The 17,741-nt window shown below is 74.0% G+C and carries 19 protein-coding genes; 15 read left to right on the forward strand and 4 right to left on the reverse strand.

Going from position 1 to position 17,741, the window contains the following annotated elements:
* Nucleotides 1–5: 5 nt before the first annotated feature.
* Nucleotides 6–563, reverse strand: a complete 558-nt coding sequence (locus ACZ4W5_RS17695) for a Uma2 family endonuclease (protein WP_360226298.1) — start codon at nt 561–563, stop codon at nt 6–8.
* 171 nt (nt 564–734) lie between these two features.
* Between ACZ4W5_RS17695 and ACZ4W5_RS17700 the strand changes: the two genes are divergently transcribed.
* From ACZ4W5_RS17700 to ACZ4W5_RS17720, 5 genes are all read left to right on the forward strand, one after another.
* Nucleotides 735–2,210, forward strand: a complete 1,476-nt coding sequence (locus ACZ4W5_RS17700; protein WP_465655335.1) for an NAD(P)H-hydrate dehydratase — start codon at nt 735–737, stop codon at nt 2,208–2,210.
* A gap of 172 nt (nt 2,211–2,382) precedes the next feature.
* Complete coding sequence (alr, locus tag ACZ4W5_RS17705; protein ID WP_465655337.1) at nt 2,383–3,594, forward strand: alanine racemase; 1,212 nt, start codon at nt 2,383–2,385, stop codon at nt 3,592–3,594.
* Nucleotides 3,591–4,874, forward strand: a complete 1,284-nt coding sequence (locus tag ACZ4W5_RS17710; RefSeq protein WP_465655339.1) for an alpha/beta fold hydrolase — start codon at nt 3,591–3,593, stop codon at nt 4,872–4,874. The genes alr and ACZ4W5_RS17710 overlap by 4 nt, the downstream gene beginning before the upstream one ends.
* Nucleotides 4,875–5,002: 128 nt before the next feature.
* Nucleotides 5,003–5,509 carry a tRNA (adenosine(37)-N6)-threonylcarbamoyltransferase complex ATPase subunit type 1 TsaE gene (gene tsaE, locus ACZ4W5_RS17715; protein WP_465655341.1) on the forward strand — a complete coding sequence of 169 codons (507 nt, stop codon included), beginning with the start codon at nt 5,003–5,005 and terminating at the stop codon, nt 5,507–5,509.
* Nucleotides 5,510–5,637: 128 nt separating this feature from the next.
* Complete coding sequence (locus tag ACZ4W5_RS17720; RefSeq protein WP_465655343.1) at nt 5,638–5,838, forward strand: hypothetical protein; 201 nt, start codon at nt 5,638–5,640, stop codon at nt 5,836–5,838.
* 48 nt (nt 5,839–5,886) lie between these two features.
* On the opposite strand, the gene ACZ4W5_RS17725 is transcribed toward ACZ4W5_RS17720, so the two are convergent.
* Nucleotides 5,887–6,453, reverse strand: coding sequence for a hypothetical protein (locus ACZ4W5_RS17725; RefSeq protein WP_360227661.1), 567 nt, complete (start codon nt 6,451–6,453; stop codon nt 5,887–5,889).
* A gap of 157 nt (nt 6,454–6,610) precedes the next feature.
* Between ACZ4W5_RS17725 and tsaB the strand changes: the two genes are divergently transcribed.
* From tsaB to ACZ4W5_RS17750, 5 genes are read left to right on the forward strand one after another with little or no spacing between them, the layout of a single operon-like run.
* Nucleotides 6,611–7,285, forward strand: a complete 675-nt coding sequence (tsaB, locus tag ACZ4W5_RS17730) for a tRNA (adenosine(37)-N6)-threonylcarbamoyltransferase complex dimerization subunit type 1 TsaB (protein WP_465655345.1) — start codon at nt 6,611–6,613, stop codon at nt 7,283–7,285.
* A gap of 23 nt (nt 7,286–7,308) precedes the next feature.
* Complete coding sequence (rimI, locus tag ACZ4W5_RS17735) at nt 7,309–7,797, forward strand: ribosomal protein S18-alanine N-acetyltransferase (RefSeq protein WP_360227664.1); 489 nt, start codon at nt 7,309–7,311, stop codon at nt 7,795–7,797.
* On the forward strand, nt 7,790–8,896 hold the full coding sequence (tsaD, locus tag ACZ4W5_RS17740) for a tRNA (adenosine(37)-N6)-threonylcarbamoyltransferase complex transferase subunit TsaD (protein WP_360226319.1): 1,107 nt from the start codon (nt 7,790–7,792) through the stop codon (nt 8,894–8,896). Before rimI ends, tsaD begins: the two co-directional genes overlap by 8 nt.
* Nucleotides 8,893–9,198, forward strand: a complete 306-nt coding sequence (locus tag ACZ4W5_RS17745; protein WP_465655347.1) for a hypothetical protein — start codon at nt 8,893–8,895, stop codon at nt 9,196–9,198. The genes tsaD and ACZ4W5_RS17745 overlap by 4 nt, the downstream gene beginning before the upstream one ends.
* A gap of 33 nt (nt 9,199–9,231) precedes the next feature.
* Entirely contained in the window at nt 9,232–10,152 is a 921-nt protein-coding gene (locus ACZ4W5_RS17750; protein ID WP_465655349.1) for a polysaccharide deacetylase family protein, read from the forward strand.
* A 4-nt stretch (nt 10,153–10,156) separates the two neighbouring features.
* On the opposite strand, the gene ACZ4W5_RS17755 is transcribed toward ACZ4W5_RS17750, so the two are convergent.
* On the reverse strand, nt 10,157–11,335 hold the full coding sequence (locus tag ACZ4W5_RS17755; RefSeq protein ID WP_465655351.1) for a class I SAM-dependent methyltransferase: 1,179 nt from the start codon (nt 11,333–11,335) through the stop codon (nt 10,157–10,159).
* 276 nt (nt 11,336–11,611) lie between these two features.
* Here ACZ4W5_RS17755 and groES point away from each other — a divergent pair, with 276 nt between their 5' ends.
* From groES to ACZ4W5_RS17770, 3 genes are all read left to right on the forward strand, one after another.
* Nucleotides 11,612–11,917, forward strand: a complete 306-nt coding sequence (gene groES / locus ACZ4W5_RS17760) for a co-chaperone GroES (protein WP_014136232.1) — start codon at nt 11,612–11,614, stop codon at nt 11,915–11,917.
* A 116-nt stretch (nt 11,918–12,033) separates the two neighbouring features.
* Nucleotides 12,034–13,659, forward strand: coding sequence for a chaperonin GroEL (gene groL, locus ACZ4W5_RS17765; protein ID WP_360226331.1), 1,626 nt, complete (start codon nt 12,034–12,036; stop codon nt 13,657–13,659).
* Between the two features lie 151 nt (nt 13,660–13,810).
* A complete protein-coding gene (locus tag ACZ4W5_RS17770) occupies nt 13,811–14,821 on the forward strand; it encodes a LysR family transcriptional regulator (RefSeq protein WP_465655353.1) in 1,011 nt (336 codons plus the stop codon).
* An 89-nt stretch (nt 14,822–14,910) separates the two neighbouring features.
* On the opposite strand, the gene ACZ4W5_RS17775 is transcribed toward ACZ4W5_RS17770, so the two are convergent.
* Nucleotides 14,911–15,237, reverse strand: a complete 327-nt coding sequence (locus ACZ4W5_RS17775; RefSeq protein WP_360226337.1) for a WhiB family transcriptional regulator — start codon at nt 15,235–15,237, stop codon at nt 14,911–14,913.
* A 562-nt stretch (nt 15,238–15,799) separates the two neighbouring features.
* On the opposite strand from ACZ4W5_RS17775, the gene ACZ4W5_RS17780 reads away from it, so the two are divergent.
* Both ACZ4W5_RS17780 and shbA read left to right on the forward strand, forming a co-directional pair.
* Nucleotides 15,800–16,411 carry a response regulator transcription factor gene (locus ACZ4W5_RS17780; RefSeq protein WP_014136228.1) on the forward strand — a complete coding sequence of 204 codons (612 nt, stop codon included), beginning with the start codon at nt 15,800–15,802 and terminating at the stop codon, nt 16,409–16,411.
* A 336-nt stretch (nt 16,412–16,747) separates the two neighbouring features.
* Nucleotides 16,748–17,473, forward strand: coding sequence for an RNA polymerase sigma factor ShbA (gene shbA, locus ACZ4W5_RS17785; protein ID WP_465655354.1), 726 nt, complete (start codon nt 16,748–16,750; stop codon nt 17,471–17,473).
* Nucleotides 17,474–17,741: the final 268 nt, after the last annotated feature.

Raw genomic sequence — 17,741 nt, forward strand, 5'->3', positions numbered from 1 at the left:
GCGTCCTACCGCAGGGGCGCCGTGTCGAGCGTGAAGGAGAACGGGGCGGGCAGGTCGACGGGCTTGCCGAAGCTGGTCTGGGCGAGCCTCTTGTAGTCACCGTTCTCAGGTTCGCTGAACAGCGTGACCTTGCCTTCACTGCGATCGATCAGCAGGTAGCAGGGGATGCCGGCAGCGGCGTAGCCCTTGCGCTTGGGTTCGCGGTCCTTGAGCGGATTGGTCGAGGTGATCTCGAAGACGAGTAGGACTCCTTCTGTCGGCGCCCAGGAGTCCAGATGATCGAAGTGGTCCTCCGGGACCACCGTGCCATCGGGGATGAAACGGCCTCCGGGAGTGATGAGGCCCTTGTTGCCCGCGATGTCCAGTTCGATCGCGGCGTTCCGGAAGAACTGCTTCGCGACCTTCGAGAACGCGCCCTCGTGCGGCCCGTCCGGTGGCGGCGTCACGACGATCTCCCCTTCGATGAGCTCTGCCTTGAATCCGGGCGGCGTGTCCAGCTCCAGAAACGCCTGGAGAAGGCTGTCCTCGCCCAGCGGGTGCTCGACAGCAGGCATGGCGACCATGGCCCTTCTCCCTCCTGTGGGTCCGTGCCGAGCCACAAGGTAGGCGTACGGACCGACACCGGCGGGGCATCGAAGTGGTTGTCACTCGAAAGTGTGCCGCAGGCCCGGCTCCCGTGGGGCGGTGGCGCGGGCTAGCGTCGGCGGTAGCCGACCGCCGAAGGAGTTCTCCCCATGCGCCATGCACACCCTGTGGAAACCGTCCGGGCCGCGGAGGCCGAGCTGATGGCCCGGCTGCCCGAGGGCACGCTGATGCAGCGGGCGGCGGCCGGGCTGGCGGTGACCTGTGCGCGGCTGCTGATCGGGCGTCGGGGGCGGGTGTACGGCAGCCGGGTGACGGTGCTGGCGGGCAGCGGGGACAACGGGGGTGACGCGCTGTACGCCGGGGCGGCGCTGGCCCGGCGCGGGGCGCGGGTGACGGCGGTGCTGCTCGCCCCGGCGAAGGCGCACCCGGGTGGGCTGGCCGCGCTGCGGGCGGCTGGCGGGCGGGTGACGGCGGAGCAGGAAGTCGGCCTGGCCGACTTCTCGTGCGCGGACCTGGTGCTGGACGGGATCGTCGGCATCGGCGGCCGGGGCGGGCTGCGCCCCGAGGCCGTGCCGTACGCGCGGGCCGAGCGGCGCGGGGTGGTGGTCGCGGTGGACCTGCCCAGCGGGGTGGACGCCGACACCGGCGAGGTGCCGGGGGAGGCGCTGCGCGCGGACGTCACGGTCTGCTTCGGCACCTACAAGCCCGGCCTGCTGATCGACCCCGGGGCTTCGTACGCGGGCGCCGTGCAGCTGGTGGACATCGGCCTGCAACCGCCCGGGCCGGAGGTGACGGCCCTGCAGCACGCGGACGTGGCGGCGCTGCTGCCGCTGCCGGGCGCGGAGAGCGACAAGTACCGGCGCGGTGTGGTCGGGGTGGCGGCCGGCTCGGCGCGGTACCCGGGGGCGGCCCTGCTGTCGGTCGCCGGGGCGCTGCACGGCGGTGCGGGTGCCGTCCGGTACGTCGGCACGGCGGCCGAGGAGGTGGTGCGCCGCTTCCCGGAGACGCTGGTCACCGAGGGCGGCCCGGCCGGGGCCGGTCGGGTGCAGGCCTGGGTGGTCGGGCCGGGCGGCGGCGAGGGGGCGCGGCAGGCGCTGGCCGAGGCGCTGGCGGCCGACGTCCCGGTGCTGGTGGACGCGGACGGGCTGACCGAGCTGGGCCGGCTCGGTCCGCGGGCGCTGGCCGGCCGTACCGCGCCCACCCTGCTGACCCCGCACACCGGCGAGGCCGCCCGGCTGCTGGCCGGCGCCGACGGCACCGCGCCGCCCGCCGCCGAGGAGTTGGCCGCCACCCGGCTGGCCACCGCCCGCCGGCTGGCCGCCGCCTACCGGGCCACCGTGCTGCTCAAGGGCTCCACCACGGTGGTGGCCGACCCGGGCGGGGCCGTCCGGGTGAACCCCACCGGCACCTCCTGGCTGGCCACCGCGGGCAGCGGGGACGTACTGGCCGGGCTGGCCGGTTCGCTGCTGGCCGCGGGCCTGCCGCCGCTGGACGCCGCCTCGGTGGCCGCCTACCTGCACGGCCTGGCGGGCCGGGAGGCGGCGGGCGAGCCCGGGGCGCCGGTGACGGCGCTCGCGGTGGCCGATGCGCTGCCCGCGGTCTGGCGGGCCGTCCGGCAGCCGTGACCGCGGTCCGGCCCCGCCCCAGGGCGGAACCGAGACCTCCGTGCAGCGCGTCCTGAACCGGGTGGACGAGCCGTCCGCCGCAGGTCGGCGGGGTGCCGGGGGTCACGGTGCCGACCACCGCGCCGAAGGCCCGTTCGGCGAGGACTCCGGGACGTCTGGGAGACTGACCCTGATGACAACTGCGAACACGACCGGAACGGCCACCCTCACCGACGGCGTACGGGCCGAGGCGACCATCGATCTCGCCGCCCTGCGCGGCAACCTCGCCAGCCTGCGGGAACGCGTCGGGAGCACGGCGGTGATGCTCGCGGTCAAGGCGGACGCCTATGGCCACGGCGCGGTCGAGTGCGCCCGCGAGGCGGTCGCGAACGGGGTCAGCTGGCTCGGCTGCGCGACGCCGGACGAGGCGTTGGCGCTGCGGGCCGCGGGCATCCGCCCCGACCAGGCCCGCATCCTGTGCTGGCTGTGGACGCCGGGCGGGCCGTGGCGCGAGGCGCTGCGCGCGGACCTGGACATCTCGGTCAGCGGCCGGTGGGCGCTGGAGGAGCTGCTGACGGCCGTTCGGCAGACCGGCGTTCCGGCGCGCGTCCACCTCAAGGCCGACACCGGCCTCGGCCGCAACGGCTGCCAGCCGCACGACTGGCCGCAGCTGGTGGCCGAGAGCCGGCGGGCCGAGGCGGAGGGGCTGCTGCGGGTGGTCGGCGTCTGGTCGCACTTCGCCGCCGCCGACGAGCCCGGCCACCCCTCGATCCAGGCCCAGTTGGACTCCTTCCGCACCGCGCTGGCGCAGGCCGAGGCCGCCGGGCTGCGCCCCGAGGTCCGGCACCTGGCCAACTCCCCGGCCACCCTGCTGCTGCCCGAGTCGCACTTCGACCTGGTCCGCACCGGCCTGGCCGCGTACGGGCTGTCGCCGGTGCCCGAGGTGGGCTCGCCGGCCGACTTCGGGCTGCGCCCGGTGATGGCGCTGACCGCCCGGCTGGCGCTGGTCAAGCACGTCCCCGGCGGGCACGGGGTCAGCTACGGCCACCACTACGTGACGCCCGGTCCGACCACGCTGGGCCTGGTCCCGGTCGGCTACGGCGACGGCGTACCGCGGCACGGCAGCGGCACCGGCCCGGTGCAGATCGGCGGCAAGTGGCGCACGGTGGCCGGCCGGGTCGCGATGGACCAGTTCGTGGTGGACCTGGGCGGCGACACCCCCGAGACCGGCGACGAGGTGCTGGTGTTCGGCAACGGCGAGCGCGGTGAGCCGACCGCCGAGGACTGGGCCCGCGCCTGCGGCACCATCTCGTACGAGATCATCACCCGGATCGGCACCCGGGTGCCCCGCCGCTACCTGGACGGGAGCCACGGCGGCGGCCACGACGGGGGCCGTACGGCATGACCGACACGCCGGCCGACAGCAACCCGGTCGCGGCGGTGGCCAAGGCGGCCGGCGCGGCCACCGGGGTGAGCCGGGCCGGTGTGATCGGGATATCGGTCGGCGTGCTGGCGGCCGGCGCGGCCGCGGGCGTCGCGATCGAGCGGCTGACGGTCGGCCGGGCGATGCGCCGCCGGGCCCGGGCCGAGCTGGAGGCGGCCGCCCCGTACGGTTCGCTGCGCGGGCGCCCGCTGACGGTGGCCGCGCCGGACGGCACCGAGCTGTACGTCGAGCTGGACGGCACCGGCTGGGACGAGCCGGACGGCACCCCCTCTCAGCCGCTGACCGTGGTGTTCAGCCACGGCTACTGCCTCAACCAGGACAGCTGGCACTTCCAGCGGGCGGCGCTGCGCCAGGGCCTGCGGCTGGTCTTCTGGGACCAGCGCAGCCACGGCCGCTCCGAGCGCTCCCGCTCGTACCTGGCGGGCGAGCCGGCCAGCATCGACCAGCTGGGCGGTGACCTCAAGGCGGTGATCGACGCCGTCGCGCCGACCGGGCCGCTGGTGCTGGTGGGCCATTCGATGGGCGGCATGACGGTGATGGCGCTGGCCGACCAGCACCCTGAGCTGTTCCGGACGCGAGTCGCCGGGGTCGCGCTGGTCGGCACCCTGGCGGGGGACTGGAACGAGGTGAGCCTCGGTCTGCCGAAGGCGGGGGCCAAGCTGTTCAAGAAGGTCGCGCCCGGGGTGGTGAAGCTGCTCGGCCGTCAGGTCGACCTGGTGGAGGCGAGCCGGCGGATCGGCTCGGACGTGGCCGCCCTGTTCTACCGGCGGTTCTCCTTCGGCGGCCGGGACGTCGACCCCGGCGTGGTGCGCTTCGCCGAGCAGCTGCTGGACGCCACCCCGATCGACGTGGTCGCCGAGTTCTACCCGGTGTTCGGCGCGCACGAGAAGTACGGGGCGCTGGCCGCCCTGCGCGGCCTGCCGGCCCTGGTGCTGGCCGGGACGAAGGACCTGCTGACGCCCTCGGCGCACAGCGAGGCGATGGCCGAGCGGCTGCCGGGGGCCGAACTGGTGCTGGCCGAGGGCGCCGGGCACCTGGTGCTGCTGGAGCGCCCGGAGCTGGTCGACCACGAGCTGGCGCGGCTGCTGCGCCGGGCCGCCGACTTCGCCGGTGCCGCGCCGCTGCCGCCGGCCGTCCTCGAACTCGCGGCCGAACCGCCCCGGGAGGAGCGTCCTCCAGCGGCCTCGGACCCGGACGCGCGCCCGGACGCGGACCCGGATCCGGCCGTCGACCCCGCCTGAGACCGGCCCGGGCCCCCGTCGGGCCCGCCGGGCACCCGCGCGCCACGGCAGGGTGCGGTGATGTGGCACGGTAGCGGTGGCGGCCGGTGGTCGGTACGCCGCTACGGACTGAAGGGCAAGACACGCGCATGGGCTCGCACGCCACTCTGACCGTCCCCACTCCGGAGCGGATGGGCCGGCTCGGCCGGGAGCTGGCCGCGCTGCTGCGGCCGGGGGACCTGGTGCTGCTCTCCGGTGAGCTGGGGGCGGGGAAGACCACGCTGACCCGGGGCCTGGGGGAGGGGCTGCAGGTGCGCGGGGCGGTGACCTCGCCGACCTTCGTGATCGCCCGGGTGCACCCCTCGCTGGTCGGCGGCCCGGCCCTGGTGCACGTGGACGCGTACCGGCTGGGCGGGGACCTCGACGAGATGGAGGACCTCGACCTGGACGTCTCGCTGCCGGAGTCGGTGATCGTGGTCGAGTGGGGCGAGGGCAAGGTCGAGCGGCTGTCCGAGGAGCGCCTGGAGGTCCGGATCGAGCGGGCGATCGGTGACACCGCCGGGGAGGACCACGACCCGCGCCGGGTGCTGCTCACCGGCATCGGGCCGCGCTGGGCGGGCGTCCCGCTGGCCGGGCTGGCCGGGCTGGCCGAGTAGGCGCCCCCGGCACAGGTCGATCGGGTTCCACCGTTTTGCCGACAGGCCGTCGGCAAGGTGTTGCGGGCGGGGCGCCGGGCGTGGTGGGATGGGTGCTGCGGTTAGGTCTGCCTAACTAGGGAGGCGCCATGTCGAGCACCACCCCCGCCCCGGAGCGCTCCGTGCGCGACACCGGGGCCGGAGAGTCCGCCCGCCGCGCTCCGGGAGAGCCGATGCGGGCCCTGCTGGCCGCCTGCGCGGCCGCCGAGGCGGTGTCCAGGCCGCCCGAGCCGAAGGCCCGGCAGGCCGACGAGGAACCCGAGGCGGGCGCGCCCCGGGCCGCCGCCTAGCGCTGCCGGGCGCCCGCCCGTCCGCCCCGTCCGCCCCGTCCGCCCGTCCTACGGGACCACGACCACCTTGGTGCCGGTCGGCGCGAAGTCCCAGAGCAGTTGCCCCTCGGGGCGGCCGCTGCGGATGCCGCCGGTCTTGGCCTTCGGGTCGGCGGTCGGCGTCGTGCCGTCCAGCGCCGCGCTGAATCCGAACACCACGCCGTTCTGCTGCGCGAAGCGCACCACGTGCTCGATCTGCTTGCCGTCCGTCCCGGTGGCGGTCTGGGTGCGGCTGTACACCGAGTAGCTGCCCGGGGCGGGCTCGACCGAGCCCGGGGTGACCGCGAAGGCGGCCGCGACCTGCGGGTTCTTCTTCGGGTCGACCAGCCAGACGAAGTGGCCGCCGGCCGAGTAGACGACCCGCGTGCCGCTGCCCGAGGTGGCCGGCAGCGGCGGGACGGTCGGGGTGGCGGAGGCGCTCGGCGTCGCGGAGGCGGCCGGGCCGGTGGACGTCGAGGCGACGGTCGGCCTGGCTCCGCCCGCGCGGTCCTGGGCGCCGTTGGCCTGGAAGGCCAGCAGGCTCACCACTGCCAGGGCCCCCAGGGTCAACCCCGTGACCACCACTCCAGGACCCATCTTCGCCACGTGCCCGCTCCCGCCGCCGTCCGCTGTACGTACCGCCCTTATCGTGCCAGGTCCCCCGGGCGGGTCGGCGGGTGGCCAGTACGTGTGTTCCGGAGGGGGACACCAGCTCGATCGGCCGGTCGGCCCAACGTCGGTCTAACCTTGACCCGTGCTGCTGCTCGCGTTCGACACCGCTACCCCCGCCGTCACCGCCGCCGTCCACGACGGCACGGCCGTCCTCGCCGAGACCCACCAGGTCGACGCCAGGCGCCACGGCGAACTGCTGCTGCCCGCGATCGACCAGGTCCTGCGGGCCGCCGGAGTGGACAAGAGCCGGCTCACCGGCATCGCGGTCGGCGTCGGCCCGGGCCCGTACACCGGCCTGCGGGTCGGTCTGGTGACCGCCGCCGCGCTCGGCCACGCGCTCGGCCTGCCCGTGCACGGCGTCTGCACCCTGGACGCGATCGCCTTCCAGGCCCGCGCCGAGGGCCTGGCCGGGCAGCCGTTCACGGTCGCCACCGACGCGCGCCGCAAGGAGGTCTACTGGGCCTCCTACGACGCCGAGGGCAACCGCACCGAGGGCCCCGGCGTGGACCGCCCGGCCGAGCTGACGCCCGCCGCCCGCTCGGTGGGCGCCGGCGCGCTGCTCTACCCCGAGGCCTTCCCGGGCGCCCACGGCCCCGAGCACGTCTCGGCCGGCGCCCTGGCCGGCTTCGCCGCCGCCGAGCTGGCCGCCGGGCGCGAGCTGCTGCCGAACGTGCCGCTGTACCTGCGCCGCCCGGACGCCCAGGTCCCGGCGGGCTACAAGAACGTCCTGGGGGGCAAGGCGGTGTTCCCGGCGTGAACCACGGCACCACCCTGCGCCCGATGCGCTGGTGGGACATCGAGCCGGTGCTGGACCTGGAGCTCAGGCTGTTCCCCGAGGACGCCTGGTCCGCCGGGATGTTCTGGTCCGAGCTCGCCGAGGCCCACCCCGGCGGCACCCGCCACTACTCGGTCGCCACCGCCGCGGACGGCACGATCGTCGGCTACGCCGGCCTGATGGCCGTCGCCGGTGACGGCGACGTCCAGACCATCGCCGTGGACGAGCGCCACCAGGGCGCCGGCCTCGGCACCGCCCTGCTCACCGACCTGATCCACGAGGCCGCCCGGCGCGGCTGCGCCGACCTGCTGCTGGAGGTGCGGGTGGACAACCAGCGCGCCCAGCGGCTCTACGAGCGCCACGGCTTCGAACCGGTGGGCATCCGGCGCGGCTACTACCAGCCCGCCGACGTCGACGCGCTGGTGATGCGCCTCGAGAACCCGAGCACTGACAGCACCGACCCGAAGGACATTGAGGACACCCCCCATGGCTGACGAACCGCTCGTCCTGGGCATCGAGACCTCCTGCGACGAGACCGGCGTCGGCATCGTGCGCGGCACCACGCTGCTGGCCGACGCGGTCGCCTCCAGCGTCAACGACCACGCCCGCTTCGGCGGCGTCGTCCCGGAGATCGCCAGCCGCGCCCACCTGGAGGCGATGGTCCCGACCATCCAGCGCGCCCTGGACACCGCCGGCATCAAGGCCACCGACCTGGACGGCATCGCCGTCACCGCCGGCCCCGGCCTGGCGGGCGCGCTGCTGGTCGGCGTCAGCGCGGCGAAGGCGTACGCCTGGGCGCTCGACAAGCCGCTGTACGGGGTCAACCACCTCGCCTCGCACATCTGCGTCGACCAGCTGGAGCACGGCCGGCTGCCCTCGCCGACGATGGCCCTGCTGGTCTCCGGCGGGCACTCCTCGCTGCTGCTCAGCGAGGACATCACCACCGACGTCCGCCCGCTCGGCGCGACCATCGACGACGCGGCCGGCGAGGCCTTCGACAAGGTCGCCCGGGTGCTCGGCCTGGGCTTCCCCGGCGGCCCGATCGTCGACCGGACGGCCCGCGAGGGGGACCCGAAGGCGATCGCCTTCCCGCGCGGCCTGACCGGGAAGAACGACCCCGAGTACGACTTCTCCTTCTCCGGCCTCAAGACCGCCGTCGCCCGCTGGGTGGAGGCCAAGCGCCGGGCCGGCGAGGAGGTGCCGATCGCCGACGTCGCGGCCTCCTTCCAGGAGGCGGTCACCGACGTGCTCACCCGCAAGGCCGTCAAGGCCTGCAAGGACAGCGGCGTCGACCACCTGATGATCGGCGGCGGCGTCGCGGCCAACTCCCGGCTGCGCGAGATGGCCCAGCAGCGCTGCGACCGGGCCGGCATCCGGCTGCGGGTGCCCCGGCCGGGCCTGTGCACCGACAACGGCGCGATGGTGGCGGCGCTGGGCTCCGAGATGGTGTGGCGCGGCCGCACCCCGTCCGCCTTCGAGCTGTCCGCGGACTCCTCGCTGCCCGTCACCGACGTCCACGTCCCGGCCGGGGATGCCGGGCACGGCGACGTCCACGGCCAGGCCTACCAGGCCCTCGGCGGCGGCGCCGCGTGACCGTCGCCGCGATGTGGGAGGCCCGCGCGGCGGACGGCCGCGGGGCCGAACTCGCCGCCTGGGTACGGGAGTTCGCGATTCCCGCGGTCCGCGGCACGGCCGGGCTGGAGCGCCTCGAACTGCTCTCCGCCTCCGGCGAGAGGGTGCTGCTGATCACCTGGTGGAGCGGCGAGCCCGTGCCGGTCGCCGACCCGCCGGCCGAACTGCTGGGCCGTCCGGTGCACCGCTGGTCCTTCACCAGCGAGCACGTCGAGCAGGGCCCGGACGGGAACCGCCGCGGCGGCGCTACCGTGCATAGCTGAGAGAACGCTGGACGGGACCGGGAGCGCGGTGCGGTGAACAGGGACGGGCTGAGTAGGACCAGGACCAGGGCGTACGCGGCGGGGGCGGTGGCCCTGCTGGCCTTCGCCACCGCGTGCGGCGACAACGGGGGCGGCGGCAGCGCCGCCCCGGCCGCGAGCACGGCCGGGACGGCGGCGGCGACCCAGCCGCCCGCCGGCGGCACCCCCGGTGCGGCGGCCACCACGCCCGGCGCGGCCCCGGCCCAGGGCGACGCCGCGGCCTGGGCGAAGTGGAACCTCAAGCCGCTCGCCCCGGCTCCCGCGCCGCCGGCCGACAAGCCCGTCAAGCTCGAACGCACCGGCACCGTACCGGTGTTCAGCGATGTGAAGACCACCGACAAGGTCGTCTTCATCACCATCGACGACGGCGCCGAGAAGGACCCGAAGTTCGTCGAGATGCTGACCGAGCTCAAGGTGCCGATCTCGATGTTCCTGACCAAGGACATCGTCAAGAACGACTACGGCTACTTCAAGCCGCTCCAGGCGCTGGGCAACCACATCCAGAACCACACCGTCACCCACCCGGTGATGAGCAAGCTCTCGGCCGACAAGCAGAAGTCCGAGATCTGCGAGGACCAGGCCGCGCTCACCCAGCAGTACGGCACCGCCCCGCTGCTGTTCCGCCCGCCGTTCGGCGACGGCGCCAACACCCCGATGCTCAACACCTCGGTGCAGCAGTGCGGCCCGCGCGCGATCGTGCTGTGGCGCGAGTCGATGCAGATCCACGACATGCAGTACCAGGCGGGCGACAAGAAGTTGAAGCCCGGCGACATCATCCTGGCGCACTTCCGCGGCCCCAAGGAGCTCAAGGGCGCCACCATGACCCAGATGTTCGCGGACCTGCTGGCCCGGATCCAGGAGCAGGGCTTCTCGGTGGCCCGGCTGGAGGACTACATCCAGGCGCCGCCCTCGTAGCCGCTCAGACCGGGCGGCCCACCGGCTGTCCGAGCATCATCAGCGGCCCGTTGTCGGTGCGGCTGAGGATCACCGTGACGGAGTCCGGCCCGGAGGGCTTGAGCTGGCGGCGCAGCTCCTCCGGGGTGATCGCCATCCCGCGCTTCTTGATCACCACCGTGCCGACCCCGCGCTCGCGCAGCAGCGCCTTCAGCTTCTTGACGTTGTACGGGAGCACGTCGGTGAGCTCGAAGGCGTGCGCGTACGGGGTGGCGACCAGCCGGTCCGAGGTCACGTAGGCGATCTTCGGGTCGATCAGCCGGCCGTCGACCTGCCCGGCCACCTCGGCCACCAGGTGCGCCCGGATCACCGCGCCGTCCGGCTCGTACAGGTACCGCCCGACCGGGCCGGCCGGCGGGTCGGGCAGGTCGCCGCCGGTCAGGCTGTCGCCGTGCGGCAGCAGGGTCGCGCGGTGCGGGCGGACCGCCCCGGTGCCGAACCAGAGCACCGCCTCCTTGACGTCCCCGTGGTCGGAGACCCACTCGGCCTCGGCGTCCGCCGGGACGGCCTCGTGCGGGATGCCCGGGGCGACCTTCAACGCGCCGATCGGGGTCCGCCGGCCGGCCTCGATCGCCCAGGAGAGCGGCGGGGCGTACGCCTCCGGGTCGAACACCCGGCCGCGCGAGGTGCGCCGGGCCGGGTCGGTGAACACCGCGTCGTAGCCGGTGACGTCCACCTCGGCGACGTCCGCGCAGCGCACCTCCACCAGCTCCGCCAGGCCCAGCGCGGCGGCGTTGGCGGCGGTGGCGGCGCAGGCCGCCGGGTCCTTGTCGACGGCCAGCACCCGGATCCCGGCCCGGGCCAGCGCCAGCACGTCCCCGCCGATGCCGCAGCACAGGTCCGCCAGGGTGCGCACGCCCAGCTCGGCGAAGCGGCGGGCCCGCCACTCGGCCACGCTGCGCCGGGTGGACTGCTCGACCCCGTTGGGCGTGAAGTACATCAGGTCGGCGTCCGCCCCGAACTTCGCCCGCGCCCGCTGCCGCAGCCGTGCCTGGCCGAACGCCGCCGACACCAGCTCCGCCGGGTGCTCCCGCCGCAGCCGGGTGGCCAGCGCCAGCTCCTCCTCGGGGGCGAACTCGCGCAGCTCGGCGAGCAGGGCCTGACCCTCGGGGGTCAGCAGGGGCTGGAGGTTCTCGGTGTCCACGGGCTCATTCTGACCGGTCGGCCCGTCGGTGCCCGAGTCGTCGGGTGTCGCGGGCGCCGTACACGAGTACGGACACTCGCCCGCCGGCCGAGCCCGCAGTGCGCGTCGTTGGCACTCTGGTTGACTGAGTGCTAACGGCGGCCTATGGTCGTCCTTGGCACTCCCCAGTGGGGGAGTGCTAACGCGAAGACGCGCTTCTGACCCCCGCGACGGCAGATGCGCAGGTTCGCCCCTACCCGTTAGAAAGCCCCGTAATCTCCGAAGGGGAGCTCGGACGTGACCACCAGCAGCAAGGTTGCCATCAAGCCGCTCGAGGACCGCATCGTGGTCCAGCCGCTCGACGCCGAGACCACCACGGCCTCCGGCCTGGTTATCCCGGACACGGCCAAGGAGAAGCCCCAGGAGGGTGTCGTCCTGGCTGTCGGCCCGGGCCGCTTCGAGGACGGCCAGCGGCTGCCGCTCGATGTCGCCGTCGGTGACATCGTCCTGTACTCGAAGTACGGCGGCACCGAGGTGAAGTACCAGGGCGAGGAGTACCTCGTCCTCTCCGCCCGCGACGTTCTCGCCATCATCGAGAAGTAAGTCGTTCCGACCCGCCCCGGATCCGTGTCCCTAGTGACAGGGGCCCGGGGCGTGGTTGTTGGTTCAGGTAGTTCGGAGGCCGGTCGGCCGGCCGCAGCCCCGAGGGAATAGGGAACATGGCGAAGATCCTGCAGTTCGACGAGGACGCCCGCCGCTCGCTGGAGCGCGGTGTCAACAAGCTGGCCGACACCGTCAAGGTGACCATCGGCCCCAAGGGCCGCAACGTCGTCATCGACAAGAAGTTCGGTGCCCCGACCATCACCAACGACGGCGTCACCATCGCCCGTGAGGTCGAGCTGGACGACCCGTACGAGAACCTTGGCGCGCAGCTCGTCAAGGAGGTCGCCACCAAGACCAACGACGTCGCGGGTGACGGCACCACCACCGCCACCGTGCTGGCCCAGGCCCTGGTCAACGAGGGTCTGCGCAACGTCGCCGCGGGCGCCGGCCCGGCCGCCCTCAAGAAGGGCATCGACAAGGCCGTCGCCGCCGTCTCCGAGCACCTGCTGTCCATCGCCCGTGAGATCGAGGGCAAGGACGACGTCGCCGCCGTCGCGTCCCTCTCCGCGCAGGACACCCAGGTCGGCGAGCTGATCGCCGAGGCGATCGACAAGGTCGGCAAGGACGGTGTCATCACCGTCGAGGAGTCGAACGCCTTCGGCGTGGAGCTGGACTTCACCGAGGGCATGCAGTTCGACAAGGGCTACCTGTCGCCGTACTTCGTCACCGACGCGGAGCGTCAGGAGGCGGTTCTCGAGGAGCCGTACATCCTGATCCACCAGGGCAAGATCTCCTCGATCCAGGAGATCCTCCCGCTGCTGGAGAAGATCCTGCAGAGCGGTACCTCCAAGCCGCTGCTGATCATCGCCGAGGACGTCGACGGCGAGGCGCTGTCCACCCTCGTGCTGAACAAGATCCGTGGCCTGTTCAACGCCGTCGCCGTCAAGGCCCCGGGCTTCGGCGACCGCCGCAAGGCGATCCTCGGCGACCTGGCCGTCCTCACCGGCGGCACGGTCATCTCCGAGGAGGTCGGCCTCAAGCTCGACCAGGCCGGTCTGGACGTGCTGGGCACCGCCCGCCGCGTGACCATCACCAAGGACGAGACCACCGTCGTCGACGGCGCCGGTGACTCCGAGGCCGTGGCCGGCCGCGTCGCCCAGATCAAGGGCGAGATCGCCGCGACCGACTCCGACTGGGACCGCGAGAAGCTGCAGGAGCGCCTGGCCAAGCTGGCCGGCGGCGTCTGCGTCATCAAGGTCGGCGCCGCCACCGAGGTGGAGCTCAAGGAGCGCAAGCACCGCCTGGAGGACGCCATCTCGGCGACCCGCGCCGCGGTCGAGGAGGGCATCGTCGCCGGCGGTGGCGCCTCGCTGGTGCACGCCGCCAAGGTGCTGGACGGCGGCCTGGGCCTGTCGGGTGACGAGGCCACCGGTGTCGCGGTCGTCCGCAAGGCGCTGCACGAGCCGCTGCGCTGGATCGCCCAGAACGCCGGCCTGGAGGGCTACGTCATCACCTCCAAGGTCGCCGAGCTGGAGGCCGGCCAGGGCTACAACGCCGCCACCGGCGAGTACGGCGACCTGGTGAAGGCCGGCGTCATCGACCCGGTCAAGGTCACCCGCTCCGCGCTGGAGAACGCCGCCTCGATCGCCTCCCTGCTCCTCACCACCGAGACCCTCGTGGTGGAGAAGAAGGAGGAGGCCGAGGCCGGTCACGCGCACGGCGGTCACGGCCACTCGCACTGAGGCACCGACGCCTGACCGGAGGCCCGGTCCGACCCCCTCGGGGGACGGACCGGGCCTCCGGTGTTGGGGAGTCCGTGTGGCGGAAGCCCGTTTGAGGCTTCAACTATCAGTAGAATTTTGCAGAATGCAAAGATTGCCTTATAACTGAGGCATGATCGAGGCCCGCCACCTGCGCGTTCTGCGTGCCGTCGCCCGCACCGGCTCCTTCTCCGCCGCCGCCCGCGAGCTGGGGTGCACCCAGCCCGCCATCAGCCAGCAGATGAAGGCCCTGGAGAAGTCGGTGGACACCCCGCTGGTGGTCCGCTCGGGCCGCGGGATGCAGCTCAGCGAGGCCGGGCGGGTGCTGCTCAAGCATGCGACCGGGATCCTGGCCGGGCTCTCCGCCGCCGAGGAGGAGGTGGCCGCGATCGCCGGACTGCGGGCCGGACGGGTGCGGCTGGTCTCCTTCCCGACCGCGAGTTCCACCCTGGTGCCGCCCGCGGTCGCCCGCCTGCGGGACAGCCATCCGGGGGTGCGCGTGTCGCTGGTCGAGGCCGAACCGCCGGAGTCGCTGGCGATGCTGCGCGGCGGCGAGTGCGAGATCGCGCTGGCCTTCCGCTACCCGCAGTCCGACGGCGCACCCGCGGCGCTCGTCCCCGCGCCCGCCCCCGGGCACGGTTCGCCGCGCGAGGCCCGGGCCGAGGCGAACCTGGAGGCCCAGCAGTTGTCGGCCGGCACCGACTGGTCCGACCTGGTGGTCACCCCGCTGCTGGACGACCCGCTGGTGGGCCTGCTGCCGGCCGCCCACCCGCTGGCCGGGCGGGGCGGTCCGGTGGAGCTGGCGGAGCTGGCGGGGGAGCAGTGGATCGCCGGCTGCCCGCAGTGCCGGGGGCACCTGGTGGAGCTGTGCGCGGGAGCGGGCTTCGAGCCCCGGATCGACTTCGCGACCGACGACTACCCCGCGGTGGTCGGCCTGGTGGCGGCCGGGCTCGGGGTGGCGGTGCTGCCCCGGCTGGCCCTCCAGTCGGTGCGCCCTGACGGCGTGTCGACGGTTCCGGTGCGGACGGCCTCGGGGGCGCCGGCCGTGCGGCGGGTGGTGGCGCTCACCCTGCCGGACCTGGCCGAGGTGCCGGCCGTCGCGCTGATGCGGGAGCGGCTGGCGGGTGCGGCCGCCGATCGCTGACGGTCGGTGACCGGGGTCCCCGATCGGGGACGGAGCGGCCTCAGGCGCCGCGAAGAAACGTTTCTTCACGGCGCGCCGCGGACGCGGGTCTAACGCTGCGCGACCGCCGGCGGGGTCAGCGGGACCTCCACCAGGCGGTGCCGCGAGCGGCCCAGGATCTCCTCGCGCTCGTCTTCGGTCATCCCGCCCCAGACCCCGTACGGCTCGCGGACCGCCAGGGCGTGCGCCGCGCACTCGGCGATCACCGGGCAGCGCATGCAGACCTCCTTGGCGCTGGTCTCGCGCGAACTGCGGGCCGCCCCGCGCTCGCCCTCCGGGTGGAAGAAGAGCGAGCTGTCCACGCCGCGGCAGGCTGCCGAGAGCTGCCAGTCCCAGAGGTCCGCGTTGGGACCGGGGAGGCGGGAGAAATCTGCCATGGCTCATTCCCTTCAGAGGCGGTCGGCGGTGGCCGGGCGTTTCGGCGGGCTGCTGCCGAACGGTGCCCGGCGGGGCGCCCCGCGCTGGTGTGGACACCTGGAAATATGACTTAAGGCAACTCCATGGACAAGTCACCCACACACTGGCACAACAGTCAATGACCATACGAAAGCTATAAAAACGGGCAAAGTGGGCAAGGGGTTCGGCGGGCGCGGGATGTGGCAATCGGGTGGCTCACGGGCGCGCGACGACCCGTACCGGCGTGCGGGTCGTGCGCCCACCGCGCGCGAGCTGCGCAAAAGTGCGGCGTGTGCACCGCGATGCGGCTGATCGGTAATGGGTTGGCCACGTACAGTGGTGGAGATGGCCCGAAGGCCGTAACTCATTCGAGTGACGGTCGTTGGTAGTGCGGAGGCGGTTAGCGGGCGCCGGACGTCGGGAACGATCGCGGGCAAGTCGGGGCGATCAGGACGAAGTCCGTCGCCGATCGGCCGTGTCGGAGAGGTTCGTACCAGCCAGGAGGCTCAACGTGACGCGGATCAGCTGCGGAGGACGACGGTCATGACTTCCGTTCTCGTTTGCGACGATTCCCCGCTCGCCCGCGAGGCGCTTCGCCGCGCCGTCGCGACCGTACCCGGTGTGGACCGGGTCACCACCGCGACGAACGGGGAGGAGGTCCTCCGCCGCTGGGTGGCCGACCGCTCCGATCTCGTCCTGATGGACGTCCGGATGCCCGGCCTCGGCGGGGTCGAGACCGTCCGGCGGCTGCTGTCCGCCGACCCGGGCGCGCGGATCATCATGCTCACCGTCGCCGAGGACCTCGACGGGGTCGCGCTCGCGGTGGCCGCGGGCGCCCGCGGGTACCTGCACAAGGACGCCTCGCGCGCCGAGCTGCGGGCCACCGTCACCCAGGCCCTCGCCGACCCGACCTGGCGGCTCGCCCCGCGCCGGCTGCGCAGCCCCGACATGGGCGCGGCGCCGACCTTGACGGCGCGTGAGATCCAGGTGCTGGAGGGCATGAGCCACGGGCGCAGCAACGCCGAGATCGGGCGCGAGCTGTTCCTGTCCGAGGACACCGTCAAGACCCACGCCCGACGGCTGTTCAAGAAGCTCGGGGCCTCCGACCGGGCGCACGCGGTGGCGCTGGGCTTCCGCTGGGGACTGGTCCGCTGACCGGTCGGCGGCGCCGCCGACCGCGGCGCGCCGCCCTCGAATTCCGGAGCGGGCGCCGCACGGGCGTGTGACGTTACGGTCCCGAGGTTGCACCATGGAGGAGTGGAGCACCTCGGGGACCAGCGGACAGGCACTGCGGCGAACCACGCAGCCGCAGGACACTCGGCGGACGGCGCGACGGACAGGACCACCCACGGCGGCGCGGCGGGAGGCGGCACGGTGCAGGAGGGGCCGGTGGTGCGCGGCACGCCGCACGGTGCCGCAGCGCATAACGTTCCGGTGCACAACTCCGGACGCGGTGCCGCGTTTTCCCGCTCGACCAGGCACCATGGACCGATGCGCGACGATGTCGCCGGTGCGGCCGGCCAGGCGGACCCGGGTGAGGCCGAGCCCTCCGACCCGGGCCCCGACGCGTACGCGGAATCCGGCGACCTGGTGGCCGACGCCGTGACCGGGGACGGTCCGGGCCGGCCGCCGGTGCTCGGCACGGGCGGCTCCCCCCTCGTCGGCGAACTGGTCGCGGCGGCCGTGCGCGGCGAGGGCCCCGCGATCGACGCGCTGCTCGCCTACGTCCACCCGCTGGCGCTGCGGTACTGCCGCGCCCGGCTGGTCCGGCTGCCCGGCGGGGCCCGGCACCACGTGGACGACGTGGCCCAGGAGGTCTGTGTCGCGGTGCTGTGCGCGCTGCCCCGGTACAAGGACCAGGGGCGGCCGTTCGAGGCGTTCGTCTACGGCATCGCCGCGCACAAGATCGCCGATCTGCAGCGGGCCGCGATGCGCGGGCCCGGCTCGACCGTCGTGCCGCAGGACGACCTGCCGGAGGTGCCGGACGAGGCGCTCGGCCCGGAGGAGCAGGCGCTGCTGAGCAGTGACGCGGCCTGGGCCAAGGAACTGCTGTCCAACCTGCCGGCCCGTCAGCGCGAGCTGGTGCTGCTGCGGGTGGCCGCCGGGCTGTCGGCGGAGGAGACCGGTGAGGTGCTCGGGATGTCGCCGGGGGCCGTCCGGGTCGCCCAGCACCGTGCGCTCAGCCGGCTGCGGGCGCTCGCGGAGGAGTCCTCCTGACCGCAGGCGCAGGCCACGGGGGGTCCGGCCGGGCGGAATGAGCCCGCAGGGGCACGTGTTGTCAAGGGCACACGAGGGCATGTTCGCGGTGCCAGTACCATGGGGTATCGGCGCCTGGGCAGGTTGCCAAAGTTTTGCGGGTGCACACGGGGTTCCGTTGGAGCTTCCTCCAAGCCACCCGGCTTTCGGCGGTCTGCGCGAGTGAGCGATCAACGCGCCCCCTCCCTCTGGGCGCGAGCGGATAAGGCCGGCCACGGAAGGTACCCCC

The organism is Kitasatospora sp. NPDC029367 (assembly GCF_055569135.1).